Origin of the sequence: Sorangium sp. So ce281, from assembly GCF_051527395.1 — a bacterium.
Taxonomy (GTDB): domain Bacteria; phylum Myxococcota_A; class Polyangia; order Polyangiales; family Polyangiaceae; genus Sorangium; species Sorangium cellulosum_B.
This window is the reverse complement of the sequence record NZ_CP150322.1, coordinates 2,663,645-2,690,488: the sequence shown is the minus strand read 5'-3', so window position 1 is coordinate 2,690,488 and position 26,844 is coordinate 2,663,645. Positions and strand designations below refer to the sequence as shown.

The 26,844-nt window shown below is 72.6% G+C and carries 23 protein-coding genes; 16 read left to right on the top strand and 7 right to left on the bottom strand.

Annotated elements, in window-relative coordinates:
* Positions 1-16: 16 nt before the first annotated feature.
* The 5 genes from WMF27_RS10320 (at position 17) to trxA (ending at position 6,069) form a co-directional block, all read left to right on the top strand.
* The gene (locus tag WMF27_RS10320) at positions 17-1,111 is read left to right on the top strand and encodes a S1 family peptidase (protein WP_437769079.1); all 1,095 of its coding nucleotides are present in this window, start codon (positions 17-19) and stop codon (positions 1,109-1,111) included.
* Positions 1,111-2,730 (top strand): trypsin-like peptidase domain-containing protein, encoded by a 1,620-nt coding sequence (locus tag WMF27_RS10315; protein WP_437769872.1) that lies wholly within the window; start codon positions 1,111-1,113, stop codon positions 2,728-2,730. The genes WMF27_RS10320 and WMF27_RS10315 overlap by 1 nt, the downstream gene beginning before the upstream one ends.
* Positions 2,731-2,746: 16 nt before the next feature.
* A complete protein-coding gene (locus tag WMF27_RS10310) occupies positions 2,747-4,276 on the top strand; it encodes an ABC transporter permease subunit (RefSeq protein WP_437769080.1) in 1,530 nt (509 codons plus the stop codon).
* Positions 4,273-5,265, top strand: a complete 993-nt coding sequence (locus WMF27_RS10305) for an ABC transporter permease (protein WP_437769081.1) — start codon at positions 4,273-4,275, stop codon at positions 5,263-5,265. The genes WMF27_RS10310 and WMF27_RS10305 overlap by 4 nt, the downstream gene beginning before the upstream one ends.
* Before the next feature lie 162 nt (positions 5,266-5,427).
* Positions 5,428-6,069 (top strand): thioredoxin, encoded by a 642-nt coding sequence (gene trxA, locus WMF27_RS10300; protein ID WP_437745484.1) that lies wholly within the window; start codon positions 5,428-5,430, stop codon positions 6,067-6,069.
* 83 nt (positions 6,070-6,152) lie between these two features.
* Here trxA and larC read toward each other — a convergent pair whose 3' ends face one another.
* Complete coding sequence (larC, locus tag WMF27_RS10295) at positions 6,153-7,562, bottom strand: nickel pincer cofactor biosynthesis protein LarC (RefSeq protein ID WP_437769082.1); 1,410 nt, start codon at positions 7,560-7,562, stop codon at positions 6,153-6,155.
* 68 nt (positions 7,563-7,630) lie between these two features.
* Entirely contained in the window at positions 7,631-8,383 is a 753-nt protein-coding gene (gene larB, locus WMF27_RS10290) for a nickel pincer cofactor biosynthesis protein LarB (RefSeq protein ID WP_437769083.1), read from the bottom strand.
* A gap of 165 nt (positions 8,384-8,548) precedes the next feature.
* Here larB and WMF27_RS10285 point away from each other — a divergent pair, with 165 nt between their 5' ends.
* Both WMF27_RS10285 and WMF27_RS10280 read left to right on the top strand, forming a co-directional pair.
* Positions 8,549-9,322, top strand: coding sequence for a hypothetical protein (locus WMF27_RS10285; RefSeq protein ID WP_437769084.1), 774 nt, complete (start codon positions 8,549-8,551; stop codon positions 9,320-9,322).
* Positions 9,323-9,413: 91 nt separating this feature from the next.
* Positions 9,414-10,796, top strand: coding sequence for a TldD/PmbA family protein (locus tag WMF27_RS10280; protein WP_437769085.1), 1,383 nt, complete (start codon positions 9,414-9,416; stop codon positions 10,794-10,796).
* Positions 10,797-11,037: 241 nt separating this feature from the next.
* Here the strand turns inward: WMF27_RS10280 and WMF27_RS10275 are convergent, their stop codons facing one another.
* Positions 11,038-11,667 (bottom strand): helix-turn-helix domain-containing protein, encoded by a 630-nt coding sequence (locus WMF27_RS10275; protein ID WP_437769086.1) that lies wholly within the window; start codon positions 11,665-11,667, stop codon positions 11,038-11,040.
* 199 nt (positions 11,668-11,866) lie between these two features.
* Entirely contained in the window at positions 11,867-13,477 is a 1,611-nt protein-coding gene (locus WMF27_RS10270) for a lamin tail domain-containing protein (RefSeq protein ID WP_437769087.1), read from the bottom strand.
* A gap of 78 nt (positions 13,478-13,555) precedes the next feature.
* Between WMF27_RS10270 and WMF27_RS10265 the strand changes: the two genes are divergently transcribed.
* Positions 13,556-13,900 carry a helix-turn-helix domain-containing protein gene (locus WMF27_RS10265; RefSeq protein WP_044964518.1) on the top strand — a complete coding sequence of 115 codons (345 nt, stop codon included), beginning with the start codon at positions 13,556-13,558 and terminating at the stop codon, positions 13,898-13,900.
* Positions 13,901-13,942: 42 nt separating this feature from the next.
* Here the strand turns inward: WMF27_RS10265 and scpB are convergent, their stop codons facing one another.
* Together scpB and WMF27_RS10255 are read right to left on the bottom strand one after the other, a co-directional pair.
* Positions 13,943-15,526, bottom strand: a complete 1,584-nt coding sequence (gene scpB, locus WMF27_RS10260) for an SMC-Scp complex subunit ScpB (RefSeq protein ID WP_437769088.1) — start codon at positions 15,524-15,526, stop codon at positions 13,943-13,945.
* Positions 15,513-17,150 (bottom strand): segregation/condensation protein A, encoded by a 1,638-nt coding sequence (locus WMF27_RS10255; protein WP_437769089.1) that lies wholly within the window; start codon positions 17,148-17,150, stop codon positions 15,513-15,515. Before WMF27_RS10255 ends, scpB begins: the two co-directional genes overlap by 14 nt.
* Before the next feature lie 125 nt (positions 17,151-17,275).
* Here WMF27_RS10255 and WMF27_RS10250 point away from each other — a divergent pair, with 125 nt between their 5' ends.
* From WMF27_RS10250 to WMF27_RS10235, 4 genes are all read left to right on the top strand, one after another.
* Positions 17,276-19,612, top strand: a complete 2,337-nt coding sequence (locus tag WMF27_RS10250) for a serine/threonine-protein kinase (RefSeq protein WP_437769090.1) — start codon at positions 17,276-17,278, stop codon at positions 19,610-19,612.
* 10 nt (positions 19,613-19,622) lie between these two features.
* On the top strand, positions 19,623-20,465 hold the full coding sequence (locus WMF27_RS10245; protein ID WP_437769091.1) for a hypothetical protein: 843 nt from the start codon (positions 19,623-19,625) through the stop codon (positions 20,463-20,465).
* A gap of 129 nt (positions 20,466-20,594) precedes the next feature.
* The gene (locus tag WMF27_RS10240; RefSeq protein WP_437769092.1) at positions 20,595-21,443 is read left to right on the top strand and encodes a MaoC/PaaZ C-terminal domain-containing protein; all 849 of its coding nucleotides are present in this window, start codon (positions 20,595-20,597) and stop codon (positions 21,441-21,443) included.
* 51 nt (positions 21,444-21,494) lie between these two features.
* Positions 21,495-22,214, top strand: coding sequence for a peptidylprolyl isomerase (locus WMF27_RS10235; RefSeq protein WP_437769093.1), 720 nt, complete (start codon positions 21,495-21,497; stop codon positions 22,212-22,214).
* 72 nt (positions 22,215-22,286) lie between these two features.
* On the opposite strand, the gene WMF27_RS10230 is transcribed toward WMF27_RS10235, so the two are convergent.
* Positions 22,287-23,447 carry a DUF6599 family protein gene (locus WMF27_RS10230; RefSeq protein WP_437769094.1) on the bottom strand — a complete coding sequence of 387 codons (1,161 nt, stop codon included), beginning with the start codon at positions 23,445-23,447 and terminating at the stop codon, positions 22,287-22,289.
* An 11-nt stretch (positions 23,448-23,458) separates the two neighbouring features.
* On the opposite strand from WMF27_RS10230, the gene WMF27_RS10225 reads away from it, so the two are divergent.
* The 4 genes from WMF27_RS10225 to WMF27_RS10210 are packed head-to-tail and all read left to right on the top strand — an operon-like array spanning position 23,459 to position 26,842.
* Complete coding sequence (locus WMF27_RS10225; protein WP_437944114.1) at positions 23,459-24,295, top strand: pilus assembly FimT family protein; 837 nt, start codon at positions 23,459-23,461, stop codon at positions 24,293-24,295.
* Positions 24,292-24,894 carry a type IV pilus modification PilV family protein gene (locus tag WMF27_RS10220; RefSeq protein WP_437769095.1) on the top strand — a complete coding sequence of 201 codons (603 nt, stop codon included), beginning with the start codon at positions 24,292-24,294 and terminating at the stop codon, positions 24,892-24,894. Before WMF27_RS10225 ends, WMF27_RS10220 begins: the two co-directional genes overlap by 4 nt.
* On the top strand, positions 24,891-26,249 hold the full coding sequence (locus WMF27_RS10215) for a PilW family protein (RefSeq protein WP_437769096.1): 1,359 nt from the start codon (positions 24,891-24,893) through the stop codon (positions 26,247-26,249). Before WMF27_RS10220 ends, WMF27_RS10215 begins: the two co-directional genes overlap by 4 nt.
* The gene (locus WMF27_RS10210) at positions 26,243-26,842 is read left to right on the top strand and encodes a hypothetical protein (RefSeq protein WP_437769097.1); all 600 of its coding nucleotides are present in this window, start codon (positions 26,243-26,245) and stop codon (positions 26,840-26,842) included. The genes WMF27_RS10215 and WMF27_RS10210 overlap by 7 nt, the downstream gene beginning before the upstream one ends.
* Positions 26,843-26,844: the final 2 nt, after the last annotated feature.

Genomic DNA, 26,844 nt, shown 5'->3' with positions numbered 1-26,844 from the left:
GGTACGCGTAGCGCACGTGCGCGCGCCCCCCACCGCGATGCTGCGCAGCAACGACAAGCGCGGCCGGCAGACTCCGGCCGCCCCGCAGGAAGAGTGGCCCCCCGGGCGCCCGGACGCGGACGGCCGCGTCGACGTCGAGACCGCGCAGCGCATCGTCAAGGATGCCGTCGTGCAGGCGATGCGGCGCGAGGAGAAGGCGCTCGCGCTCGTGCGCGCCAAGGCGGACGAGGCGAGGCGCAAGGTGTCGCGCCACAACCTGATCCTCGGGCTGGGCGTCGCCGCGGCGCTCGTCACCGTGGCCGTGGCGTTCGTGGTCACGTACCGGTCGCGCCAGGCGGCCGACGCGCTGGCGCGCGAGGTCGGCCTCGGGATCGCGCCCGCGGCGCGCCCGTCGGGCGCGATCCCAGAGCAGGTGCTCTCGGGGCGCGCCATCTTCGAGCAGAACAGGCTGGCGCTCTACGTGATGGGCTACAAGGTGGACAACCGCATCGGCGGTTGCTGCTCGGCGTTCGCCATCGCGCCCGATCTGCTCGCGACGAACGCGCACTGCGTCCGCGACTGCCGCGCCCGCGGCGGCACCTCGATCGTCACGCAGAACGACTCGATGGGGAAGATCCGCTTCCCCATCGTCGCGATGTCGGCCCACCCGGCGTACAAGCCGGGGCAGGCGGGCGCCGGCTCGCCGGACGTCGCCCTGCTCCGGATCGCCGGCAAGGCGACGCGCACGGTGAAGCTCGCGAACGACGCCGAGCTGCGGGCCATCGGGCCGGGCGACGACGCCTACGTCATCGGCTTCCCCGGTCGCCTGATGGACCCGCTGAGCCCCTCGGCGACGTTCCTGCAGGGCCGCATCGGGCGCGTGACCGGCATCGACGAGGAGGCGACGACGCCGGACCGCGCCGTCCTGATCCAGCACGACGCCGTCACGCGCGGGGGCAACAGCGGGAGCCCCATCTTCAACCAGTACGGGCACGTCATCGGCGTCCACGCGGCGCACATCGACGACGAGGACGATGTCACGATCGACGGCCGGAAGGCGACGGTGACGCAGAGCTCGCCGTTCCGCATCGGGATGCGGATCGATCTGCTGAAGGGGGTCCCCGCGCCGTGATGCTGCGCGTCGTACACACCTTCGGGCGCAACGCCGGTTCTGTGGAGATCCATGACCGGCGCGCGGTGCGCTTCGGTCGAGCGCCGGACAACGACGTCGTCTTCGACCCGAACCACGATCGCGACGCGAGCAGCCACCACGCCGAGGCGCGCCTCGAGGCGGCTGGCTGGGTGCTCTACGACCTCGACAGCCGCAACGGGACCTACGCGGGCGGGCAGCGGATCAAGCGGCACCCGATCGCGTCGGGCGACGAGATCACGTTCGGCGCCAAGGGCCCGCGGGTGCGGCTGGAGCTCGTCGAGCGCCGCACGTCGGGTCCGCCGCAGGCGCACGCTGTGGCGCATCACCCCTCGCCTGCCGCGGCTTACCCTGCGCCAGCGACGGGCCATCCCGCGCCCGCTGCGTACCCCATGCCTGCAGCGGGCTACTCCGCGCCCGCTGCGTACCCCGCGCCCGCTGCGTACCCCGCGCCCGCTGCGTACCCCGCGCCCGCTGCGTACCCCGCGCCCGCTGCGTACCCCGCGCCCGCTGCGTACCCCGCGCCCGCTGCGTACCCCGCGCCCGCTGTCGCCCCCCCTGGGCACGTCCCGGCCGCGCCGCCGGCCGGAGCTCGGCGGGTCGGCGAGCGGACGATCGCCATGATGATCTCCTCCGCCGTCGCGGCCGCCACGGGGCGCGCGAAGCCCCGCGGCACCGTCGAGATCAACGCCATGCTCCACAAGGAGGTGCACGCCGCGACGGCAGGCCAGCGCCGCACGACCTACATCCTCGCCGCGCTCCTCGCGATCGCGCTCGCCAGCCTCGCCGCGCTCATCGTCTACAACCGCTCCTCCCACGACGAGATCAGCCAGCTGCGGGAGGAGCTCGCGGGCCTCTCGCCGGAGGACCCCCGGCGCAAGGAGATCGAGCGCCGCCTCGGGACGCTCCACCCCTCGAACGCCAACTTCGGGCGCAACCTCCACGACCGCTCCAGGAAGGGGATCTTCATGCTCGCCGCCGGGCGCGAGGGGTTCTGCACGGCGTTTGCGGTGCGGCCCACCGTCCTCGTGACGAACGCCCACTGCATCTCCGCGGCCAAGCGCCGCGGCGGCACGATCGCGGCGCTCGAGAACGAGGGGCGGGGCCAGATAAGCTTCGCCGTGACCGGCATGCGGACGCACCCGCAGTACCGCGACAGCGCGGATCAGCTCACCCCGGACATCGGCACCGTGACGATCGCCGGGCGCGCCGCCGCCGTGCTCGAGCTCGCGACGCGGGAAGAGCTCGCCGCGGCCGGCGCCGGCGACGACGTGTACCTGATCGGCTTCCCGGAGCGGCTCACGGACACCGCGAACCCCGTCGCCACGTTCCTCGCCGCCAACATCGGCCGGATCACGGGCGCGAACGGCCGGCCCGCGCCCGCGGCGGAGGCCTGGCTGATCCAGCACGACGCCCGCAGCACGAGCGGCATGAGCGGGAGCCCCATCTTCAACGGCCAGGGCAAGGTCATCGGCATCAACGCCGGCGGGTACCTCGAGGGCAACGACGAGACGATCTCTGGCCAGAAGATGGAGGTGGTAAAGGCCTCCCCCTACAAGTTCGGGATGCGCATCGACCTGCTCGACGCCATCCTGCGCTGACTCCCGGCCGAGAGAGATGCTCCGCCACGCGCTCCGCAGGCTCCTCTGGACGCTGCCGACCCTCGTCGGCGTCTCGCTGCTGACCTTCTTCGTGCTCTCCTTCGTCCCCGATCCGACGGACGACCCGCTCCTCGCCAGCTCGCTCTCCAGCGCGGAGCTCGCGCGGCTCCGCCGGGAGCGCTTCCTCGACCTGCCGCGCTTCATCAACCTGGAGCCGCGCGACGTGCGCCTGCGCGCCCTCGCGGCCACGCAGGCCATCGCGGCCGGCGGCGACGACGCGGCGGCCGCCGCCGACGAGCTGCGGCGCCTCGGCGGCGCCGCGCTGCCGCACATCCTGCCGCTCGACGCGCTCGCGCCCGAGCCGCGCACCCGCGTCGCGCTCGCGCTCGCGCCCGTCGCGGCGCGGATGGGCCTGCCGCGGGCCGACGACGCCGCGGACCCGGCGCACGCGGTCGCGTTCTGGACGCGCTTCTGGGACGACCGCGGCATCGAGTTCCGGAGCGCGTCGGTCCGGAGCGCCGTGCGGCGCCTGGTCCGCTACGGCTCCGCGTCGCGCGCCGCCGAGCTGCTGGAGCTCGACACGTTCGCCCTGCAGGCGGTGATCGCCGCGCTGCAGCCGCCGCGCGACGCCGCGACGCTCGAGCAGGCGCGCGCCCTCGCCGACGTCGCGGCCCACATCGCGGAGATCGACGACCGGATCGCCCCCGGCGACGACCTCGCGGAGGCCCGCGCGTGCGTCACGCGGTGGAAGTCGTTCTGGAACGTGTACCGCAGCGACTTCGAGGTGTTCTCCGGCCCGGCGCAGCTCGCGGCGACCGTGCTCGAGACCCGCTACGGCAAATGGGCGCTCGGCGCGGTCACCCACCGGCTCGGCGTCGCGGCGACCGGAGAGCCGGTGCTCGACGAGCTCGCCCGGCGCGCGCCCGTCACCCTCGCGCTCGTCTTCGGGGCGATCGCGCTCGCCTACGCCGTGGCGATCCCGCTCGGCGCGCTCAGCGCGGCCTCGCAGGGCCGGCGGAGCGACTCCGCGATCGCGGCCGCCGTGCTCACCGCCGCCGTCCTCCCGACCGCCGTCGTGGCCGTGGCCGCCGCGCTCCTCTCGGGCGGCGCGCGGTCGCTGCTCCTGCCGACGAGCGTCATCGCGCTCTCGCTCGTCGCCGCGCCGACGCGGCAACAGCGCGCCGCGCTCGTCGCGGTCCTCGCGCAGGACTTCGTCCGGGCCGCGCGGGCGCGCGGCGCCGGCGCCGCGCGCGCCATCGCCGTCCACGGGCTCCGCAACGCCGTGCTCCCGGTCGTGACGCTCGCCATGCTCGAGCCGCCGATGGCGCTCGGCGGCGCCTTCGTCGTCGAGCGCGTCTTCGAGCTCCACGGGCTCGGCGAGCTCACGCTCCTCGCCGTGCAGGCGCGCGACGTGAGCTGGCTCATGGCCATCTCGATCGGCGCCGCGGCCATCGCCGCGCTCGGCGTGATCGCGACCGATCTCGCCTATGTGCTCGTCGATCCGCGGCTCGGCCCGGCGGTGCTCTCGCAGAGGAGCGAGGCGTGACCCACGCGACCGCGTTCCTCCGCCGGATGGTGGGCAGCAAGCGCGTCGCCATCGGCGCCGTGCTGCTCGGCGTCCTCGCCCTGCTCGCCATCTTCGCCGAGCTCCTCGCCGCCCCCGCGCCCATCGCCTGCTTCAGGCCGGGCCGCGCGGAGATCCTGCCCGCGGTCACCGAGGGCGCCGCGCTCGAGTCGCTCACCGAGGCCGAGCTCAGGGTGCGCTTCGAGGGCTTCGCGATCTGGCCGCCCATCCGCTACGGCCCGGAGCAGCGCACCGACGCCGGCCCGAACGCGTCGCCGTCCCTCGACCACCCGCTCGGCACGGACTTCGAGAGCCGCGATCTCGCCGCGCGGCTGATCTACGGCGCGCGCACGGCGCTCGGCCTGTCGCTCAGCGCGGTGCTCGTGGGCATGTTCCTCGGCGTCGTGCTCGGCGGGCTCGCGGGCACGCTGCGCGGCGTCTGGAACGACGGCCTCGTCCGCCTCGTCGAGACGGTCGACACCTTCCCGGCGATCCTCGTCGTGGCCATCGTGCGGGCGATCGAGCGCGAGCCCTCCGCGCTGTCGCTGGTGCTCGCGGTCGCCTTCGTCCGCTGGGCGGAGATCGCGCGCCTCGTGCGCGCCGAGGTGCTGCGCGCGTCGAGCGAGGAGTACGTGACGGCCGCGCGCGCGCTCGGCAGCACCCGGCTGCGCGTCTTCTACCGCCACATCCTCCCGAACGCGCTCGGCCCCGTGATCGTGAGCTCGGTGCTCGGCGTGGCGTCCGTCGTCCTGCTCGAGGCGGCGATCTCGTTCCTCGGGATGGGCGCGCCCGCGCGCGTCGCCTCGTGGGGGGAGACGCTCGGCCAGGCCGCGCGGCACCCGAGCGAGATCCGGCTGCTCGTCTTCCCCTTCGTGCTGCTCCTGGCGACGGTCGGCGGCTCTTACCTCATCGCCGACGCCCTGCGCGACTCCATCGATACACGCACCGTGCGCGCGCGCGTCCCGCGCTGACGGGCGGGGCGCGGGGGCCGCACGTCCGCGGACAGCCGCCGGACGTGCAGCGCTCTCGCGCGCCGAAATTGCGCTGAAATCGCGTTCATCTCCGTGATCTCGGCGGCGGAGCCCTCGCGCCGCTCGATCTCGCAGGAAAGGCCCGCTATGAATTCGCCCGCCATGGCCGTTCCCGAGATCAACGAGCAGGAGTTCGAGCGCGAGGTGCTCCGCAGCGAGTTGCCCGTGCTCATCGATTTCACCGCCACCTGGTGCGGACCGTGCAAGACGGTCGCGCCGGAGGTCGACGCCATCGCGCGCGAGCTCGAAGGCAAGGCCAAGGTGGTCAAGGTCGACATCGACCGGTCGAAGCGCATCGCCACCACGCTGCGCATCCAGGCCGTCCCGACGTTCATGGTCTTTCATCGAGGCCGCCCGGTGGCCGCCGAGCAGGGCGTCCTCAACCGGAAGCAGCTCCGCGAGCTGCTCGATCCGTTCCTCCCGCGCGCCGAGGGCGCCATCCGGGCGGCCGAGCTGGCGCAGCTGATCCGGGAGGGCCAGGTGGTCCCCGTGGACACGCGCGAGAGCCCCGCCTACGGCCGCGCCCACATCCCGGGCGCGGTGCACATCCCGATCGAGGAGATCGAGGGCCGGCTCGCCGAGCTCCACATGCTGGCCGGCGCGCCCGTCCTCTATTGTCGCTCCGGCGACAGGTCGAAGGACGTCGCCGCGAAGCTCGCCGAGGAGGGCGTGCCCGTCGCGTTCCTCGAGGGCGGCTTCCTCTCGTGGGAGGCCGAGGCGCTCCCGATCCAGCGCCCCGACTGACCGCTGCCGCAGAGGGGGACGCGGCGCCGCTCGGCGAGCTCGGCGCCGCGCGGCAGCCCCCTGCGCGGCGCGGCGTCACCCCTTCACCCCTTGGCGGCCGACAGCGCCGCCGACACGACCTCGCGCACCGGCACGCCGTGCGTCCTCGCCGCCGCGGCGCAATCGTCGAACTCCGGCTTGATCTGCGGCGGCCCGAACGGCCCCTCGCTGATCTTCACCCGGATGGCTCCGTACGCCGTTTGCACCGTGGTGATCCGCCGCGGCCGCTCGGTGCGCGCGACCGGGATCTTCCGTAGCCCGATGCTGGTCGTCTCGCGGAGCAGCGCCGTCGCGACGGCGTCGGCCTGGGGGGCGGCCGCGAGCGCCGCGATCGTCAGGGCGGGGCGCCCTTTCTTCATGGTGATCGGCGCCGCCCAGGCGTCGAGCGCGCCCGCCGCGAACAGCGCCTCGATCGCGTGCCCTGCCACCTCGCCCGTCAGATCGTCGACGTTCGCCTCGACGATCACGTGCGACGCGCTGCCGGGGCTCTCGTCTCCACCGCCCGTGCGCGTCCCGAGCACGACCCGCAGCAGGTTGGGGCGGTCCGGCAGCTCGCGCTGACCGGCGCCGAAGCCGATCCGATCGGGGGCGAACGTCGGCCAGCGCTCGAACCGGGTCGCCAGCGTGGCGATGATGGCCGCGCCCGTGGGCGTGACCAGCTCGGCGTCGAGCTCGACGCCGTAGGTCGGGACGCCGCGGAGGCACGCGACCGCCGCGGGCGGCGGCAGCGGGAGGATCCCGTGCCGCGCCTTCACGAACCCGCGCCCCATGGGCAGCGGCGATCCGACGACCTCCGCCCCGATGTGCACGATCGCCGCGGCGGAGCCCACGATGTCGACGATCGCGTCGACGGCGCCGACCTCGTGGAAGTGCACGTCTTCCAGGCGGATCCGGTGCACGGCGGCCTCCGCCTCGCCGAGGCGCCGGAAGATCCGGCGTGCCAGCGCGGCGACGGGCGGATCGAGCGGCGCGGCGGCGAGCATGGCGTCGATGGATCCGTAGGTGCGCTCCGGCTGCGGCGCCTCGACGTGCACGTCGAACGAGGTCGCCACGATGCCGCTCCGATGGGCGTGCCCGCGGTGCAGGTGGAACCCATCGAGCGGCAGCGCGGCGACAGCGCGCTCGATGACGAGGAGGGGCACCCCGAGATCGAGCAGCGCGGCGATGGTCATGTCGCCCGCGATCCCGCTGAAGGCGTCGAAGAACAGGACCTTGCCCGTGCCCGCGCCCTCCTCGAGGAGCGGCGCGCGCGGATGGTCGTGCGCGTGCCCGTGATCGTGATGGCCCTCGTGCGCGTGCCCGTGGTCGTGATGGGCCCCGTGCGCGTGCCCGTGGTCGTGATGGGCCCCGTGCGCGTGATCGTGGTCGTGATGGGCCCCGTGCGCGTGATCGTGATGCCCCCCGTGGTGGTGCTCGTCCCCGTGCGCGTGGTCGTGATCGTGCCCGTGTCCCATCTCTCGCCTTCTCCGTTCCCCGGGCGCCTTCGCAAGCGCGGCGCTCCCGCGGTCGCGCTCGCTCCGCGCTACTCCTTCGGCAACATGCGATGCGCCACCATCGCCGCGCCGAAGCCGCTGTCGATGTTGACCACGGCGACCCCGGAGGCGCACGACGTGAGCATGGCGAAGAGCGCGGTGAAGCCGCCCAGGGCAGTGCCGTAGCCGACCGACGTCGGCACCGCGATCACCGGCGCCGCCACGAGCCCGCCGACCACGCTGGGCAGCGCGCCTTCCATGCCCGCGACCACGATCACGGCCGACGCCTTGCGCAGCTCCTCGACGCGGTGGAGGAAGCGGTGCAGCCCCGCGACCCCCACGTCGTACAGCCGCTTCGCCTCGAGGCCCACGGCGCGCAGCGTCTCGATGGCCTCCTCGGCGACCGGCAGGTCGCTCGTGCCCGCGGTCACGACGGCGACCGCCCCGGCGGCGCGCCTCGGCGGCGGCGCGACCTCGATGCTGCCGGTCCGCGCGAGGGGCACATAACGGAACGCGGGCAGGAGCGCCGAGACCGCCGCGCCCTTCGCGGCGTCGACCCGGGTCACGAGCACGTTCTGCCCCGCCCCCGAGATCTCCCCGGCGATCAGGGCGATCTGCTCGGGAGTCTTCCCTTCGCCGAAGATCACCTCGGGGACGCCCTGCCTGAGCGCGCGGTGGTGATCGACGGTCGCGACGCCCAGGTCCCGGAAAGGCAGCCCTCGGAGCGCATCGAGCGCCTCCTCCACGGCAAGCTCGCCGGTCCGAACGCGCTCAAGCATCTCCCGGACGAGGCGCGGCTCCATGTGCGCAGCCGCTTAGCGCGGCGGCGTTCCCAGAGCAAACGTTCCGCCCAGCCTGGCCAGCCGCGCCCGGAGGAGCCCTGGTGAGGGCCGCTCGAGCCGCCCTGGTCAGGAAAAGGTCCAGGCACTTTGCTCAGGAGGGGGCGACAGGACTACTTTCGGCGCCGCGTGCCCGCCTTCGTCGCTCCCCTCGTCGGCTTTGCTCTCGGTGCGCTGCTCGCCTGGTTCAGCGCAGCAGCCCCTCACCGCCTGGGCGCGCTGCGCGCGTCGGAGCCTCGGCTGGCGCCGGGCGCGCGCGCTCGGCCGCTCGCGCTCGTCTCCTTGTTCGCCTGCCTCGTCTTCGCGCCGGTCTGCGCGTACTTCCTCGTGTTCGCCCCGGACTGGAGCTTCGCGTACCTCCTCGACACGCGCCGCATCCCGTCCGCCGTCGACCTCGTGCTCGTCCTCGTCAATGCCGCCTCGGTGCCCGCCGGGTTCGCGGCCGCGAATCGCTCCGCCGGGAGCGCCGGCGGCAGGTGGACCGCGCAGCGCGCGGTCCGCGCGCTCGCCGTCCTCGCCGGCGCGCCGCTGTCGATCGCCCTGGTCGCCGTCCTGGCCCTGTCCCGGCGGCTCGCGCTCGACGGCACCTACCGGCAGGTCGAGGGCGACTTCGGCGTCCACCCGGTCGCCGGCGGTCCGCTCGGTTATGCGCTCCTCTGGATGTACACCATGCTGGCCGGCGGCTTCGCGGTCACCGTGAGCGCCCTGCTCCGGCGCGAGCCCCGGGGCGGCGCGCCGAGGGCCGAGCCCTCCCCCGGCGCGCGCCCCCGCGCCGTCCCGAGTGAGCCAGCGCCTGAGGTCGTTCCGCCCCGGCCCGCCTCGACACCCCCTCAGCGGCGGCTCGGCGTCGGCGGCGGCGGGCGCTCCAACGGCAGCGGCGGGCGCTCCAACCGGCCGGGCTGAGACGCCTCTCCGCGCGCACGGGGATGCGCGCGGAGAGGCGCCCGCGTCACCGCGTTGACGGAGCCAGCCCGCTCCACCACCCTGTCGCCCCATGTCCGAACGAGCCCGCGTGGAGCAGCAGGTCGAGGAACTCATGGAGCTCGCCGAGCAGGTCGTGACGCGCGCCAGGAAGGGCGGCGCCGACGTCGCGGAGGCGATCGCCCGCTCCGGCTCCGAGCTCACCACCAAGGTGCGCCTCGGCGAGCCCGAGCTCGTCGAGGAGGCCGTCCACAAGGGCCTCGGCATGCGGATCATCAAGAAGCAGCGCGTCGCGCTGACCTCGACGTCCGACCTCACGCCCCGCGGCATCGATCGCTTCGTGGCGGACGCGCTCGAGCTCGCCGACATCTCCCAGGAGGACGCGTTCGCCGGCCCCGCCGATCCGGAGCTCATCGCCAAGGGGCCGTTCCCCGCGCTCGATCTCTACGATCCCTCGGGCGGCGAGGTCACGGCCGCGCAGGCGATCGACATCGCGCGCCGAGGCGAGCAGGCCGCGCGCGACGCCGACCCGCGGATCACGAACAGCGAGGGCGCGACGTTCTCGCGGAGCGCGGGCGCCTTCGCCCTCGTCCTTTCCGGCGGGTTCCGCGGCGGCTTCGCCGGCTCGTACGCGCAGCTCGTGGTCTCCCCGATCGCCGACGACAGCGGCGACAAGAAGCGCCGCGGCTTCTACTTCACCGGCCGGCGCCACCTGGCCGACCTGGACGCCCCGGACGCCGTGGGCCGCGAGGCGGCGCGCCGGACGCTGCGCAAGCTCGGCGCCCGCAAGGTGGCGACCTGCGAGGCGCCCGTCGTCTTCGACCCGGACGTCGCCCGGTCGATGCTCGGGTTGCTCGGCTCCTGCATCATGGGCAGCTCGATCTGGCGCAAGTCGAGCTACCTCGTCGGCCGCGAGGGGACCCGCATCGCCAGCGATCTCATCACGGTCGTCGACGACCCGCTGATCCCGCGCGCGCCCGGCTCGCGCCCGTTCGACGGCGAGGGCCTCCTCGCCCGGCGCAACGTCGTGGTCGAGCAAGGCATCCTGAAGACGTACCTCTGCGACAGCTACAGCGGCCGGAAGCTCAAGCGCCCGCCGACCGCCAGCGCCTCGCGCGGCGCCGGCGGCGGCGTCGGGCCGTCCACGTCGAACTTCCTCCTCCAGCCCACCGCCACGCCGGCGGCGGAGATCGTGCGTTCCACGCCGCGCGGGCTGTACGTCACCGAGATGATGGGCTTCGGCTTCAACGCCGTGACCGGCGACTTCTCCCGGGGTGCGTCCGGCTTCTGGATCGAGAATGGGGAGCTCGCTTATCCCGTGAGCGAGGTGACCATCTCACTGAACCTTGACGAGCTCCTGCAGCGGATCGACGCCGTCGGGGACGACCTGGATCTCCGGACATCGACGTGCTCACCGACGTTCCGGGTCTCCTCCATGACCATCGCTGGAAGCTGAAGCGCCTCCGTCCGAGGAGCCGTGCTCCTCGGGCGCGTCTTTCTCCAGGAGACTCCGAAGCGGACTCGACAGCGGGGTTGCGAGCGACCCATCAACCGGCCCCGGGTTGTGCTGCAGGAGGGGGTTCTGACCCCGGCGGCTCGCTCCGCAGTGCTGCGGCTCCTGGCGGAGCCTCCTCGGGCGCGACCGGCCGTCCCAGCCCAGCCTCTTCTGCTGGGCGTAGGACGGCCGGGGCCCTGGCTCAGCGCGAGGACCCGCCTACGACGAGGCTCCGCGGCGGCTCTTCCGACGCCGGACCGCTCGCCGCCTGGAGGGGCGCCGCCGCCTGCGCGGCCGCTTCGGGCATGAGGAAGCCCTTCAGCTGCTGCGCGTCGCTCCGGCCGATCCGGCCGACGAACGACGGCAGGCTGATCGGCTCATCCGATAAGGCGACGAAGGTCCCCTGAGAGTTCGCTCGGTGGAGCGCCTCGAAGAGGGAGGGGACGTCCACGTCGCTGGACACCGCCCGTACATCGACGATGTACACGTCCGCGGGGTCCGCCCCCGCGAAGATCAGCGCGTCATACGGGTGGCTCGCGTGCCGGATGGGCACGCCTTCCCCGAGGGCTCGCGCCACGTGGGCCATCGTATCCTTGGTGCCGATGGCCATCATCGACTTGGAGGTCGCCTTGGCGAGCTCCCGGGGCACCGAATAGCCCCATGCACGGAGGAACTCGGCCACGTCCGCAGCCTTGAAGCGCAAGTGTCTCCCCGGCGTACGGAAATGGGCAATCCTCCCCCGATCTACCCAGTTGTGGATTGTCTTCAAGTCGACCTCGCACAAGGCTGCGAGGTCCGATGCCGTCAACAGCTTTTCACGAACACCAGCCATCGCCGAACTCCACGCGAAAGGCACCTGCCGCACAGCTCGCGTTCACAGCGCGGCAGCGTCTCCTCAGGTGGCGGCCCCCCCACCCGTCTGTCTACTCGATTGAAACCTAGCTCTCATAGACGGGTCCGTCACCCGCTTTGCTCGAATTTTCTCGGCCCCATGGCGAATTCGCCCCGCGCGGAGGCAAACTCCCCATCCTTCAGGGGATCTCCTGGTTCATTATGTTCACGCGACCGGGCGTCGGCCAGCTGGTCGTGAAGGAGCCAGCCGAGCCGTCTGGAGCGCGCGGAGCGACGCGGGCCAAGCTCATTCCCGGCTTTGGCACGGGCGCGGCGGGCGACCTGGACAAGACAGCACCTCCTCGATCCTTCAATTTGAGCGGTTCTCCCGAGTTCGACAGCCCGTGGCTGCCAAGTTTGGGGACGCGGAGAAGAAGCGTCTCGGGAGGAGGCGGAGGGTCGAGCTCATCGTCAGAAACGTAGTCCTCGTTGACGACCAGAGCGTACACGCCGGGCATGAGCGAAATAGGGGGCAATTCGGTTTCACCACCCACATCGGCGAGTACAACCCCTGTGAGCTCAGCAGGGACGTCACCGTCATTGTAGAGCTCGACCCACTCCTGCCCTGGCTCTGGCCCGACGGGGTTCGCCAGCACCTCGCTGATGATCACATGGGGCATGGGCGCGAGCGTCATGGCCGAGAACGCCCGGCGCTCCACGACCCCGGCGTTGTCGACGGTCGCAATGGCGAGCTCCACGGGGCTCAAGGGCGGCAGGGGAGCGAGGACGAACGGCTCGCCCGGCGGTACCGCGAAGACTTCGTCGAACCCCGCGCCCGCGATCGCCCAGAGCAGCGGCGCATCCGCCGAACGAACGAGGATCCGATCGTCGGTGACCCGAGCACAGCCCGGCCCGAGCGCGAGCTCGTCCGGCGCACACGCCGCCGCGATGGCGGGAAGCGGGTCCGATTCCAGCACAAACGGACGCGGATCGAGGCTCACTGCCGTCGGCTCGCCCGGGAGCGCGACAGGAGGTCCCACGAGGCGCACGCCGTCGGCCTCGGGCGGCGCCGTGGCGGTTGGCGCCCCTTCGAAGCGCAGGCAGCGCGCGCCGATGTCGTCGACAGCGCCGCGGCGCAGCTCGCCCGCCGGTCCGCCAGGCGCGAGTGTCGCCGCGGCGAGCACCTCCGGGAGGGGTGCGTCGCCGCACCACACCCCCAGACCGAGGGTCGCGCCGGCGTCGGGCGGCGGCCAGAGCCGTGGGAGCACGGGCGGCGAGCCCTCCGTGGCGATCTGGATGTGGTGCGAGAACACAGGGCTGCTGCTCGCGATGGCGTAGGTCTCCCCGGGCGCGAGCGGGGCGAGCGGCGCCACGGTCAGCGAGAGGTCGCCAGGGGGTGTCCCGTTCAGCCAGGCGATCGAGGGGACGACGCGCTCCGAGAGCGCCATCGACAGCTCGCCTCGCTCTATCTGCCGGAGGTGCGCCGCGCTGAGCTTGCCGCGGACGACCAGCGCACGGGCGGGATCGACGCTCTCGAGCGCGGCGCCGGGGAGGAGCACGCGCGCCCGCAGCACGGGAGGCGCGGCGTCCAGCGGCGCGGCGGGCTCGATCTGGAGCTCGGGGCCCGGGTCTGCGGGGACGGCGACCTCGGCGTCCTCTTCGTCACCGCCTTCATCGAGTTGCGGGGGGACGACGAGCTCCGGCGCGCAGGAGAGGGGTGAGGCCACGAGCGGCGTGAGCGCGAGCGCAAGCGGCAGCGCGCGGAGCGCGCGGGGAGTCCACGAGGGGCGAATCGGGCAGCGATGGGTCATGACGCGGAGTTCGGCGGGAGCTCGCTGCCGGTTGCTCGGCGTCGCTTTCTTTTTTCGAGGCCGCTACCCTCGCCCCGCATGGCCCCCGAGGACATCAAGAAGCTCCGGCAGGAGCTCGGCTGCACGGCCCGCGAGCTCGCCGGAGCGCTGGGCATCGAGCAGGAGACCGTGCTCGCGTGGGAGCACGGAGATCTCTTTCCCACGAAGCGCTTCGTGGGAATGATGGAGGAGCTGCGACGAAAAGGTCCGGAGGCGATCCCCCGCAAGAAGAGGAGGCAGGTCGCCGCCTCGCCGCTCCAGGTGCTCGCCGATCCCGAGCTCTGGCGGCTCTTCCGCAAGCTCCTCGCCCACCCCGAGCTGAGGAGCGCCGCAACGAAGCTGGCCGAGGCCTATCCGGATCCGACGGATGCTCCACCGCCGTGAGCGACGGGGCGACGCGCTGGACGTTCAGACAAGGCGGAACGTTCAGTCCTCGTCTTCGTCCTCATCCTCGTCTTCGTCGTCCTCGTCTTCGTCGTCCTCGTCTTCGTCGTCCTCGTCTTCGTCGTCCTCGTCCTCGTCCTCGTCGTCCTCGTCGTCCTCGTCGTCCTCTTCGTCCTCTTCGTCGTCCTCGTCCTCGTCCTCGTCCTCGTCCTCGTCCTCGTCCTCGTCCTCGTCCTCGTCTTCGTCGTCCTCGTCGTCTTCGTCGCGCGGTTCCTCCGCGACGTCGTTGGCGTGCTGGAAGGCGTTCTTTTCAGCAGGCTCACCAAGCCCTGCGTCCGCTCCCACGACAGAGATCTCCTCAGACATTTCGTCTTCCCTTGCTTCCATCGCGACCTCTCCCTCCCCCGGCGCAGCAGACGACGCGCCGACGTCTTCCGATAGGTTCTCGCCCGCACTGGCGACGCTCGTCCGGAGCGATCCCTCCGCGCCGGCGAAGCTCTCCTGTCCCGGTGTCACCACCCCCGTCTCGGGCGGCTCTTCGCCGAGCTCACGCTCATAGGCACGGCGCGACTCCTCGGTCAGCTCGGTGAACTCGCGCAGGGTGGGCAGCTCGCCGAGCGCCTTCAGGCCGAAGAACTCGAGGAACTGCGCCGTCGTGCCGTACAGCATCGGGCGCCCAGGCTCGTCCTTCTTGCCCAGGATCCTCACGAGGTCACGCTCCAGGAGCGACTTGAGCGCCGCGCCGGAGTCCACACCGCGGATCTCGTCGATCTCGGGCCTCGTGATCGGTTGCCGGTACGCGACGATCGCGAGCGTCTCGGTCTGGGCGCGAGACATCTTGACCGGCTTCTGCTCTGTCACCTCGCGAACGAAGGGCGCAAATGCGGGGCTCGTTCGAAAGACGTACCCTCCGGCGACCTCGTCCAGACGAAATCCTCGTCCGTCGTACTCCGCGACGAGCTCGGCCAGCAACTCTCGCACGACGCGGTGCTCTGCGTTCGCCGAACGCGCGAGATCGCGGGCCGGCACCGGTCGCTCCGCCACGAAGATGAGCGCTTCCAGCACTCCCTTCAGGTGCTTGCGCGCGACGGCAGAGAGCCCGGGCACCGTGGTTGCGCTCCGGACAGGAACGTCGGCGCGGCGCGCCGGATGACCGAGCTGGCCCCATGCGCCGGCGCGGAAGCGGGCGACCGGATCTTGCCGTGTCCCTTTCGGCGCGCGCGGCTCCTTCTTCCCGCCCCTCGACCGCTTCGTTCCGCCGAGCCACGCGTGCGCCGCCGCCCTCAGCCGCGCCGGCGTGGCCTGCGCGCTCGCCTTCGCCGGCGTGCCCTGCCCTGCCGTCTTCGGCGCGCGCGGCTCCTTCTTCCCGCCCCTCGGCCGCTTCGTTCCGCCGAGCCACGCGTGCGCCGCCGCCCTCAGCCGCGCCGGCGTGGCCTGCGCGCTCGCCTTCGCCGGCGTGCCCTGCCCTGCCGTCTTCGGCGCGCGCGGCTCCTTCTTCCCGCCCCTCGGCCGCTTCGCTTCGGCGAGCCATGCGTGCGCCGCCGCCCTCAGCCGCGCCGACGCGCCCTGTCCTGTCGTCGTCTTCGCTATGCGCCGCCGCTTCGCCGCGGCATCAGCCACCGTCACGGCCACTCCCTGCGTCTACTTCATCCACCTCTGTCGGCGGCGCTGCGAAGTCCTCTGCTGTCGAGCGCGCGTCCGGGCCCACAACCGCATCGCGCTCCGCCTCTTCCGGAGCCGGACCGGCATCGGCTTCCACAGCGTCCACCGCCGGCTCGCTCCCGGCGACGTCGTGCGCACGGCTCGCCTCCTCCGCCGTCCCGGGAAGCGCCGTCCCCGAGGCTTCGCCGCTCGATTCCTCGGCCGGCTCGGCCAGCTCCGGACCCGTCGGTTCGCCCACGGGTTCGATCAGCTCCGACCACGCCGGTTCGCTGCTCGACTCCTCCGCTGCCTCCGCGGGCTCCGGTTCTGCCTCCGCGACGCCGACGTCCTCCACCGGCTCCACGGGTTCGATCAGCTCCGACCACGCCGGTTCGCTGCTCGACTCCTCCGCTGCCTCCGCGGGCTCCGGTTCTGCCTCCGCGACGCCGACGTCCTCCACCGGCTCGACCTCCGGTGCGCCGCTCGGCGCCCCCGCGAGCTCCGCTTCCGACGGTCCTCCGTGCGTCTGCTCGACCGGCTCGACGAGCTCCGGCCCAGCCGGCTCGCTCCGCCCCACCTCGACCTCGCCCTCGGCGGCAGCAGGCGGCACGCCCGCCTCCTCGCTCCCCGCTGTCTCGATCCGCTCCGCCACCGGCGCGCCATCCTCGAATCCGTCATCTGCGACCGGCGCGCCATCGGCGACCGCGAGCTGGATGTGAATCGGCGCCAGCGAGTCCGTCTGATGGACCCGGATGAGCCTCAGCTTGCACATCTCGAGCACGGCCAGGAACGTGATGACGACCTCGAAGCGCGGGATCACTCCCCCCTTCGAGACGCTGTCGAGCAGCAGATCCTCGAACCGCATGGCGCGCCGCGCCGAGAGCTTCTCCGTGAGCTCGACGATGCGATCCGTGATGCTGATGCGATCGAAGACGACCTCATGATCAATCTGGACGTTCGTCCGCTTCAGCACGCGCTCGAACGCGTCCAGCAGGCTGAAGATCGCCGTCGGCGCGAACGGAGCCGGGCCCTTCGGCACCTCGATCTCGCTCATGCCGCGCGTGAACACGTCGCGCCCGAGCGTCCCGCGCTCGGCCAGGTCGGCCGCGGCGACCTTGTACTTCTGGTACTCCAAGAGCCGCCGGACGAGCTCCTCCCGCGGATCCTCCTCCTCACCCGGCATCCCGTCGTCGTCCTGCCCCGCAGGCACGCTCGGCAGGAGCATCTTCGACTTGATGTGCGTCAGCGTCGCCGCCATCACGAGGTACTCGCTCGCGAGGTCGATCGAGAGCGAGCGCATGATCTTCAGGTACTCGAGGTATTTTTCCGTGACGAAGCTCACGGGGATGTCGAGGATGTCGAGCTCGTGCTGCTGGATGAGGTGCAGCAGCAGGTCGAGCGGCCCCTCGAACGTGGGGAGCGTGACGACGTACTCACCCTCGCGCGGCCCTGCATCGGCCGCCGGCGAGGCGACCTCCCGGGGCGGCGAGGCGGCCTCCCGGGCCAGCGAGGCGGCGGCCTGGCGCGCGGCGGGCGCAGGGGCGGCGCCCGCGTTGCCGCGCCCTTTCCCGCTGCGCGCCCGTGCTGCACCCGCCTTGGAGCCGCTCACGCCGCGACCGTAGTCGCAAGGCGCCGGTCGGTCCACGCCCGAGCGCCCTCGGGCGCAGCGGCGCGCCGAAACGCCGCTCCGTCCGAGAATTTATGGCGGGAGCGGTGCTAGGATCAGCGCCGTCGATGGAGCCGTCCCCCGCGAAGAGCTGCCCCTCGTGCGGCGAGCGCTACGACGCGGGCGTCCTCTACTGCCCGCGCGACGGCACCCCGCTCGCGAGCTCGCGCAAGAGCCCCACGTTCGGCGCCGCGGAGCGCGACCCGTACGTGGGCATCACGCTCGGGGGGCAGATCCAGACCCGCCACCTCATCGGCATCGGCTCGATGGGCCGCGTCTACCGCGCTTTCCAGGCCGGGATCGAGCGTGACGTGGCCGTCAAGATCCTCCACCGCGAGCTCAGCAGCAACGCCGAGCTCGTGAGCCGCTTCCACCGCGAGGCCAAGATCTCGAGCCGGCTCGTCCACCCGAACGTCGTCCAGGTCCTCATGACCGGGAGCGTCCCCCCCACGGCCGACCCCCGGATCGGCGGGGAGCTCTACCTCGTCATGGAGCACCTCGACGGCATCTCGCTGCTCTCCGCGCTCGCCGCGGCAGGGGCAGGCGGCGAGAGCGAGGCGCTGCCGCTCCCGAGGGCGCTCCACATCGCCCTCCAGGTGTGCGACGCGGTCGGCGAGGCGCACGCCCAGGGCATCGTCCACCGGGATCTCAAGCCCGAGAACATCATGCTCGTCCGCCGCGGCGAGGACCCGGATTACGTGAAGGTGCTCGACTTCGGCATCGCCCGCCTCGACTGGGCCGACAAAGCGATGACCACCCAGGCGGGGCTCATCTTCGGCACCGCCAAGTACATCTCGCCCGAAGGCGCCGAAGGGCAGCGGGTCGGGCCGCCGGCGGACGTCTACTCCATCGCGACGATGCTGTACCAGTGCCTCGCGGGGCGCGCCCCGTTCGAGGGCGACTCGCCCGTCGCGCTCCTGGTCCAGCACACGCACGCCCCGCCGGCGGACCTGCGCAGCATCGCGCGCTCCAGCTACGTGCCCGAGCCCATCGCGCGGATCGTGATGCAGAACCTCGCCAAGAAGCCGTCGGAGCGGGCCCCCGACGCGCGCGCCCTCGGCCGCGACCTCGCCCTCGCCGTCCGGGCGAGCGGGCTCGACCCCGATGAGATCGCCGCCCAGCCCGGGCTCCTCCGCGCCAGCGCGGTCATGAAGCTGGCCTCGAAGTCGCGCACCAAATCGCTCGACCTCTCCCCCGCGCTCGCCGCCCAGATCGGCGGCATCGCCGCGCCGACGCTCGAGAGCGCCCACATCGGCGACCTCGATCCCCGCCTCCCGGGGGGCGAGGCAGCGCGCTACAGCGACCCCGCGTCGCACCGCCGCGAGAGCGACCCCGCGTCGCACCGCCGCGAGGAGGAGCGCTCCTCCTCCAGCGGCGTCGAGCGCGCTTCGTTCAGCTCGATGAGCTCGGCGCCCTCCTGGACCACGCCGCTCGCAGCGCCGTCCCAGGCCGAGCGGCCTTCGAGCGGCGCGCGATCCGGCGGCGCGTTCGCCGAACCGGGGGAGCGGTTCGACGCCGGAGCGCGCGCCTCGTGGAGCGCCGCTCGCCACGGCGGCGCAGCGGACGAGCCCGCGCGCACGGCGATCGGCCTCGGCATCGATCCCATGCGGGACGCCGCGCCCGTCCCGTCGACCATGCAAGGCGTCGAGTCCGCGGCGCGGCCGCTCCCCCGTCGGGCGATGATCGCGCGCGCGACCGCCCTGCTCGCGTGCGCCAGCGCGGTGGGGTTCGTCGTGTTCCTCGGCGGGCGGCACCTCGGCGCCTTCGGGGGGCCGGCCGCGCGCGACACCCTCGAAGCACACATCGAGCGCGCGCGCGACTGCATGGGCAGGCACGCCTGGGACACCCCGCCCCGCGAGAACGTCAAGGAGATCGTCTCGCAGGCGCTCGCGCGCTGGCCGGGAGACGCGCGCCTCGCCGAGCTCCGCCGCGAGTCGTCCGAGCGCATCGTCGCCGACGCCCTCGGGCGGAAATACGCGGGCGACAGGGCCGGCGCCATCCGGCTGGCGAAGCTCGCGCTCGAACTGCAGCCGGCGCTCACCACCGCCCAGCACCTCGTCGCCGAGCTCTCCGGCGGCCCGCCGGGCGCCGCCCCGGCGCCGCCGCCTCAGGTCGCTCCACAGAGCTCGGGCCCGCAGGCCGCAGGCCCCGAACGCAGGCCTGCGCCGCGCCGCCCCGCGCCGGCCGAGGTCCGCGGCGCGCCCCAGGGCCAGCCGCCGGCGCCCGCCCCCCGGGGCGCGCCGGCCCCGTCTCCGACGCCGGGCGGCGCGGGTACGCCCGACAGCACAGGCGCCGCCTCGCCGCCGGCCAGCGCCGCGCCTGCGCCGGTCCTTCCGCCCTCGCCGCCGCCGCTGCCCACGGACGCCGCCTCGCCGTTCCCCTCGTCGACGGGTCCTTGGTTATAATCCGGAGAAGGTGAGTCCAGCCGGCCGGTACCCGACGTCGCAAGCGCCCGCCAACGCCCGCGCCGGGCAGGGCGGCCGGGCAGCGCTGGCGGGGCGTGGCAGCGCGCGAGCGACGAGCGCGCGCTCGCGCGGCGCCGCGTGCGCCGCCGCGCTCGCCGCGCTGCTGATCTCCGCCCCCGGCCGGGCCGACGAGAGCAGGGCCGCCCGCCGCGCCGTCGCCGCGCGCGAGCGCGGTTTCCCCTACACCATGGTGGAGGTGAGCAGCGGCGTGATGACGCTCCCGGGCGCCGACGTCTGCCCCGTCTCGCTGGCTCCGGGCGCCTGCGAGCAGGGCGAGACGAGCGTCTCCCTCGGCATCCACAACCTCTACCGCTTTCGCGACATCGGCTTCGGCGCGGGCATCTTCTGGGCAGCGACGCTGACCTCCGACGCCGCGCGCGGCGCGCCCGGCCTCGAGCGCGATCACGCGCGCAGCTACTTCATGCTCGACGGGCTGTTTCGCTACTACGCCCTCCGCGTCCGCAGCTCGGAGTGGTGGGCCGGCGTGACGATCGGCGGCGTCGTCGTCAACGACTCGTGGTCGGTCGAGGCCGATCGCAACCCGTACTCGGACACGGCGTATGTCGGGCCCAGGGCCGCGACGCTCGGCACCGAAGGTGTCGCCGCGGGGCTCGCGATCGGCGGCGACTGGGCCTTCGCCGACAACTGGAGCGTCGGGAGCCACATCCGCTACTCGAGCTGGTTCCTCCCCGAGCAGCGCAAGGTCTCCCCGACCGGCGATCTCGCCTCGCTCTCCCAGCGCGTCGACATGTTCAACATCGGCGTCCTGATCGCGTACCGCCTCGCCCTCTGACGCCGCGCCGTGCGCCGCCTGCGGCGCATCACGCCCTGACGCCGCGCTCCGCTCGGCGGGCGGCAGTTGACGCGACATCGCCAGGTCGGTACGCCTGCCCGGCCGTTTCCATCCTGCGAGGAGCCCCCGATGCCGCTGAATCTCTCGAAGGTCGGCTACACGACCCAGCCCAGCGCGTTCACCTTCAACTGGAAGACCCTGGCCACCTACGCGCTCGGGATCGGCGCCAAGCGCGAGGAGCTCGAGTACCTGTACGAGGGCACGCCGGGGGGCATGAAGGTCTACCCCACGTTCGGCGTGATCCCCTCCCAGGGGACCGTGTTCGAGGCGCTCGAGGTGGCCGGGGCCGAGCTGGCGCTGATCGTCCACGGAGGGCAGACGCTCCGGGTGCACCGCCCGATCCCGACGAGCGGGACGCTGTTCACGACCGCCACGCTGGCGGGCATCTACGACCTCAAGAAGTTCGCGCAGGTGATCGTCGAGACGAAGACCACGCTCGACGGCGAGCCGCTCTTCGACACGGTGTGGTCGATCATCGTGCGCGGCGTCGGCGGCTTCGGCGGGCCGCGCCCGCCGCACGCCGAGTCGGAGGCCCCCGTGCCGAAGGACCGCGAGCCCGACTGGGTCGTCGAGCAGGCGACGGCGCCCGAGCAGGCGCTGCTGTACCGGCTCTCGGGCGACGAGAACCCGCTGCACGCCGATCCGGAGGTCGCGGCGAAGGCGAGCTTCACGCAGGGCCCCATCCTGCACGGCCTCTGCACGTACGGCTTCGCGGCGCGCGCGATCATCCAGAAGGCCGCGGGCGGCGACGCGAGCCGGCTGCGGGCGTACGGCGCGCAGTTCCGCAAGCCGGTGTGGCCGGGCGACACCCTCATCACGCGGGGCTGGGCGCTGGCCGGCGGCAAGGTCGCGGTGGTCACCTCTGTCAAGGATCGCCCCGATCCGGTGCTCACGAGCGCGTGGGCGGAGATCGGCTGACGGCCGGCGTGGTCGCGTGCTAAGGGCCGAGGCCCGGATCAGGGAAGCGTTATGAGCAAGACGAGCGAGAAGGACAGGGCCAAGGACGACGAGGACCTCGACGACGAGGCCGGGTCGACCGACGAAGGCAACGACGACGACGAGGAGGAAGAGGCGAAGGCCACCGCGGCCCGCGGCCGTGGACACGGCCACGCGCACGACGACGACGACGCGGAGGACGACGGCGCCGAGCCGGAAGATCCGTACTGGTGGGCGCCGCACGCCGTGCTCAGCGCGCTCGTGCTGATCGGGCTCCTCGGCTTCGTCGGCATCTTCAACAAGACGCCGCTCGCCCGCCTCGCGGCCCCCGTTGCCCCGGAGCCCGACGAGCACGAGCACGCCATCGCCGCCGCTCCGCCGCCCGCTCCCACGCCCCGCCCGGCGCAGTCGGCGCAGGCGCCGAGGGAGATGTTCGGCGCGAAGCACCTGCTCGTCATGTACAAGGGGAGCCGCCGAGCGCCCCCGAACGTCGAGCGCACGAAGGACGAAGCCAAGGCCCGCGCGACCGAGGCCATGACGAAGGCCAAGGCCGATCCGAGCAAGTTCGCGGACGTCGTGAAGGAGTACTCGGACGAGCCGGGCGCGGACAAGCGCGGCGGCGACCTCGGCAAGTTCCCGAAGGGCGCGATGGTCCCGGAGTTCCAGGCGGGCCTCGAGAAGATCAAGGTCGGCCAGGTGAGCGACCTCGTCGAGACCGCGTTCGGCTACCACGTCATCCTCCGCACGCAGTGAGCGCGCGGCGCCGCCGGGGCCGCGGCGCCGCAGCGTCGCGAGCCCCGGGCGGCTCGACCCCTCCCGCTGCGGTCAGCGCGCGGGCGCGGTGACGAGCTTCTTCAGCCTCGCCGTCTTCTCTTCCTTGGTCAGCGTCAGCTTGGCGTGCTCGTCGGCCGTCATGCCGTTGCGGAGCACGCGGGCCTCGTCGCCGACGCCGTAGACGGTCTTGTCGGCGCGCGCGAACACCCACTCGGTCGCGGAGCCCTCGCCGTCCTTGTTCATGAGGCGCACCGAGCCGTCGCCGATGCCCTTCTCCCTGGCCGCGCCCGGCAGCTTCGCCAGCGTCGACACCACGTCCTTGGCCTGGTCGACGTCGTCGCGCACGACCGCGACCACCCGGTAGCGCTTGTCGACCTCCTTGTAGTAGCCGAACGCCCCGGGCCCGGCGCCATCCACCCCGAGCACGTCCTTGGTCTCGTAGCGGATCCCGAGCGGGATCATGTTGTCCTTGGGCAGCGCCGCCGCGGCAGGCGGCAGCGACGGCTCGCCGGGCAGCTTCGCGCCCATCTCCTTCACGAGCCCAGGCAGGACCTTCTCGCTCGACGACTTGAGCGCCGCCTCGGCCAGCGCCTCGTCGTTGTAGGTGATCTCGGCGAGGTACTGCCCGCGCCAGAGGTACGCGTTCCCGACCCCCATCGCGGCCGCGCCGCCCCCCTCGATCGCGCGGGGCGTCGCCTCGTCGGCGGGGTCGCCGTCGCCCACGGTGCGCTTCGTGAACATCCCGTAAGCACCCTCCGTGGATCCGAATTTCGAGAGGTGGACGTCGACGGTCGCGGAGCCGCCCTCGCCGCTCACGTACCGCGCCTCGACCACCCGCCGCACGCCGAATCCCTTGTAGATCTCGCACTCTCCGTCGAACATGTCGCAGATGCTGTCGAGCGGCAGGGGCGCCGATTCCCCGAACGTCTTCTCCCCGCCGTTCGGGTCGAGGCAGAACCCGCCCGTCGTGCGCGGGAAGAACGGCGCGCTCGCCGCGTCGCCGATCGTCCCCCCGCCGCCGGCGCAGGCGGCCGGCTTCGCGGCCGGCGGAGGCGGCGGCGGCGCGCCGAGGGGCTCTTCCTTCTTGCTGCAGCCCGAAGACAGCGCGGCAACGAGCGCGCCGGCGAGCAGCGCGCAGCTCCGCGCCCGGGAGCGCGACGGCTCCCCGGGGCACGCGCGCGTCGCGCGGGTCGCGCGCGTCGCAGCTGACACGCTGTGGTCCAATGGGCCTCTCGGTGAACACCTTTCGGGCGGGAATCGCATGGCCTGTTCGCCTTGCACCTTTTTTCATAGCGCCGCAATCGTTAGCGCCCGCGGCGAATCGCTTTGAGAGATTCACCATGAAGTTCAATGACTTAGCGGCCACCACCGAGGGCATGCGGCTTGCCTTTGCCGATCCTTTGGTGCGCCCTCCCTCCTGTTCGCGACCTCCTCCTCGTGATTCCGATCGACCGCGGGCCTGCGCTCCGGGGCAGCGCGCGCTGCGCCGCCGTGGCGCGCGCGGCTTCACCCTGCCGGAGCTGCTCGCGGTGGTGGTCCTCATCGGCATCCTGGCCGCCGCGGCGTCGCCGAGCTTCGTGAGCGGCATGCGCGATCGCCGCGTGAACCGCACCGCGATGGAGATCAGCGGGATCTACCGGCTCGCGCGCTACCAGGCGATCGGGCGCGGGGCGGCGGTCCTCGTGCGGTGGACCGCCTCGACAGGCGCGTTCCAGGTGCGGCAGGCGCACATCGACAACATCGCCGCCGGCTCTCTGATCGCGACGAGCTGCCTCAGCGTCGCCGACTGGATGAACCCGGCCCAGACCGAGTCGGTCACGACGCTCCAGACCATGGGCATCGACCTGGCGGCGATGCAGCTGCTCGATCCCGCCGGCGTGGCGCGCGACAACGCCGACGTCTGCTTCACGCCGCGGGGGCGGACGTTCGTCCGCTACGACGCCGCCGGGGCGTTCGCGCCGCTGCTCGGCGCGCTCCGGGTGAACGTGACCAACACAAGGACCGGCCTCCTGCGCTCGGTCTTCGTCCCGCCGAACGGCGTCGCGAGGCTCGGGCTGTGAGCGCGGCGCGTGCGAGGAGGGCGGCGAGCCGTGGCTACACGCTCATCGAGGTCATGGCGGCGCTCGGCGTGCTCGCGATCGGCGCCACCGGGGTGCTCGCGCTGCAGAAGGCGACGCTCATCAGCAACACGAACGCGCGCAACCTCACGATCGCCAACAGCATCGCCATGACCTGGGCAGAGCGGCTGCGGGTGGACGCGCTCCAGTGGAACGATCCCATGCGGGTGCCCGACATCAGCAGCGACACGGACTGGCTCGCGCTCAGCGCCACCGCCCCGTTCACGAAGGTGACCCCCACGGAGATCATCGCGCTCGGGTCGCCGAGCGCCGACGTGCTCGGGGCCGACATCTACCCGGGCGACACGTCGGCGTCCGCGTTCTGCACGCACGTGCGCTTCCGCCAGTTCACCGATCCCGTGTCGGGCACGCCGATCTGGGACAGCCTCCTCCGCGCCGAGATCCGCGTCGTCTGGGAGCGCAGCGGGAACCCGATCGACTGCACGATCACCCCGTTCGACGTCGACACGGACCCGGGGCGCTTCGGCGCGGTCTACCTGACGACAGGCGTGCTCCGGAACACGAGCGAGGACAGGCGATGACGACGAGCCGACGCACCACCCGCCCGCGCGCGCGCGCCTCAGGACAGCGAGGCTTCACGCTCGTGGAGCTGCTCGTGGCGATGGCGGCCGGCCTCGTCGTGTCGCTGGCGGCCTTCCTGCTCTCGAAGAACGCGACGCGCTTCTTCCAGAACGAGGCGAGGGCCTCCGCCTCGCACCTCGCGGCGACGATCGGGCTGAACCGGCTCACCGCGGACCTGCAGCGCGCGGCCTACCTCTCGTCGCCCAACATCCTCCAGGACCCGGAGGTCTGCCAGGTCCCGGCCTCGCCGGTCGGCCTGGCGCGCCTCGCCGGGATCTCGATCCTCGGTCGAGGGTCGGAGCTCGCCCACGGGGCGGAGCTCAACCAGAGCATCGCCAACGGGCTGCACCCCGACTCCATCATCATCGGCGGCAGCTTGAACAGCACCGAGCTGTTCGAGTTCAGGAAGATCAGCGATGAGTCGGGCGACTGGGTCGTCGAGCTCAACCCGAACAGCTCCGCCGTGCAGCGCACGCTCGCGCGCGAGCAGGGCGGCGGGCAGAGCCTGACCCAGATCTTCGCGCCTCGCCGCTTCCTGCGCATCATGGTCCGCGGTCAGGAGAAGTTCCTGTACGGCGTCATCGATCAGGTCAACGTGGTCGGCGATCCGCCCATCCAGATCTCCATCCTGCTGAAGGCGGATCCCGGCCTGCCGACGCTGGTCGGGCTCGCCGATTGCGGCGTGACCCCCGGCGGCTCCACCGGCGACGGAGGATGGGTGAACGCCGTCTCCCGCGTCCGCTACGACATCCGGAGCGCCGCCGGCACGGCCTACGGCCCTCTCGTCGCGCCCGTCACGCCGGCGCTCACCGGCGACAACGGCCGCACCGAGCTCGTGCGGGTCGAGCTCGACGAGAACGATGAGGAGCTCCCGGGCACGCTCGAGCTCATCGCGGAGTACGCCGTCGATCTGAAGTTCGGGATCTCCGTCGCGCAGGAGAGCACCGTCCCTGGAGTGACCAACCCGCAGATCACGCGGTATCCCATCATGGCGACCGACAACGCGCTCGTGTACAGCACCGCCGCCGCGCTCGATGCTGGACCGCCCGGCACGCCGCAGCGCGTGCGGTCGGTCCAGGTCCGGCTCTCGACCCGAACCCGGGCGCCCGATCGCGACGTCGCCCTCACCTTCCCCGGGAGTTCCGATGGTATGGGCCCCGATGGCCGCAGGTTCAGGTTCCTGATCCCCGGTGTCGTCGCCGGCGCCGACATGTACATGGACACCGCGCCCTCCGGATCGCCGCCGGTCTACGCCCGGATGCGCACCCTCTACGCCGACATCGCGCTCCCCAACCAGGCCTACGTCCCATGGTGAACACAAGCATCGCCCGGTCCCGACGGCGCTCCCGCGAGCGGGGCGCCGCCGTCTTCATCGTCGTGCTGGTCATCACGATGCTCACCGCGATCGGCCTGTTCGCGGCCCACGCGGCCACGCTGTCGACCATCGCCAGCGGCCACGAGCGCCGGATGACGCAGACCCACTATCTCACCGAGTACGCGATGCAGCTCGCGATCGCCGAGATCGAGCAGAAGGGAGGCCTGGAGATGATCCCCAGGTCGACGAGCTGCTCGGTCATCACCAACGAGTGCTGGCCGCTCCTGCCGCACACGTTCGACGCGGCAGAAGAGCTCCTGGAGCCGCCCGCGGCCGGCCCGCCGGAGACGCCCGGGAGCCTTGGTCGCGCCGACGTCCAGTGGATCGCCAAGGTGGAGATCACTGATAAGATAAGGCCTGCGATAGGGAACCGCGCCGGCAGCGACATGGGCGGCCCGAACCCGGTGAGCGTCGATTACTGCACGGTCACCATGAGCGCGCGGCTCATCGCCTGGCCCGGCGGCTCTGTCATCGCGACGGCGGGCAGCCAGGAATCCATGTCCGTCGTTGCCGATATCCTTTGCTCGAAGTGACG

Bases quoted from the DNA above. Each gene is read 5' to 3' on its own strand.
- WMF27_RS10315 (WP_437769872.1), top strand. From the start codon at position 1,111: ATGCTGCGCGTCGTACACACCTTCGGGCGCAACGCCGGTTCTGTGGAG.
- WMF27_RS10310 (WP_437769080.1), top strand. From the start codon at position 2,747: ATGCTCCGCCACGCGCTCCGCAGGCTCCTCTGGACGCTGCCGACCCTC.
- trxA (WP_437745484.1), top strand. From the start codon at position 5,428: ATGGCCGTTCCCGAGATCAACGAGCAGGAGTTCGAGCGCGAGGTGCTC.
- larC (WP_437769082.1), bottom strand. From the start codon at position 7,562: ATGGGACACGGGCACGATCACGACCACGCGCACGGGGACGAGCACCAC.
- larB (WP_437769083.1), bottom strand. From the start codon at position 8,383: ATGGAGCCGCGCCTCGTCCGGGAGATGCTTGAGCGCGTTCGGACCGGC.
- WMF27_RS10280 (WP_437769085.1), top strand. From the start codon at position 9,414: ATGTCCGAACGAGCCCGCGTGGAGCAGCAGGTCGAGGAACTCATGGAG.
- WMF27_RS10275 (WP_437769086.1), bottom strand. From the start codon at position 11,667: ATGGCTGGTGTTCGTGAAAAGCTGTTGACGGCATCGGACCTCGCAGCC.
- WMF27_RS10270 (WP_437769087.1), bottom strand. From the start codon at position 13,477: ATGACCCATCGCTGCCCGATTCGCCCCTCGTGGACTCCCCGCGCGCTC.
- WMF27_RS10265 (WP_044964518.1), top strand. From the start codon at position 13,556: ATGGCCCCCGAGGACATCAAGAAGCTCCGGCAGGAGCTCGGCTGCACG.
- WMF27_RS10250 (WP_437769090.1), top strand. From the start codon at position 17,276: ATGGAGCCGTCCCCCGCGAAGAGCTGCCCCTCGTGCGGCGAGCGCTAC.
- WMF27_RS10240 (WP_437769092.1), top strand. From the start codon at position 20,595: ATGCCGCTGAATCTCTCGAAGGTCGGCTACACGACCCAGCCCAGCGCG.
- WMF27_RS10235 (WP_437769093.1), top strand. From the start codon at position 21,495: ATGAGCAAGACGAGCGAGAAGGACAGGGCCAAGGACGACGAGGACCTC.
- WMF27_RS10225 (WP_437944114.1), top strand. From the start codon at position 23,459: ATGGGCCTCTCGGTGAACACCTTTCGGGCGGGAATCGCATGGCCTGTT.
- WMF27_RS10215 (WP_437769096.1), top strand. From the start codon at position 24,891: ATGACGACGAGCCGACGCACCACCCGCCCGCGCGCGCGCGCCTCAGGA.
- WMF27_RS10210 (WP_437769097.1), top strand. From the start codon at position 26,243: ATGGTGAACACAAGCATCGCCCGGTCCCGACGGCGCTCCCGCGAGCGG.